Genomic DNA, 235 nt, shown 5'->3' on the forward strand with positions numbered 1-235 from the left:
GTGGCGCACGCCGCGCTCGCCGAGAAGGCCCCCTTCGGCCGACTCTGGCAGCGCGTGCGTCCGGCGTTCTGGCGCCTCTTCGGCTACTCGCTCCTGCTCAGCCTCGCGGTCTTCGTCGTCGTAGCCGTGCTGGCCGTCCCTCTCGTAGGACGACTCGGTGCTCGAGATCTTCGCGGTGCGCCGGAGCCTCGAGCCCGCGGCGACCGAGCAGGCCGCATATGCGGCGAGCGACGAG

1 protein-coding gene is annotated in these 235 nt (G+C 71.9%); it reads right to left on the reverse strand.

Features of this window, described 5'->3' with window-relative positions; translation table 11 throughout:
* The coding region (locus SB717_RS39675; protein ID WP_410908839.1) for a hypothetical protein at positions 1 to 235 on the reverse strand (235 nt) is incomplete at both ends.

Origin of the sequence: Priestia sp. SIMBA_032, from assembly GCF_046535215.1 — a bacterium.
Classification (GTDB): Bacteria; Bacillota; Bacilli; order Bacillales; family Bacillaceae_H; genus Priestia; species Priestia aryabhattai.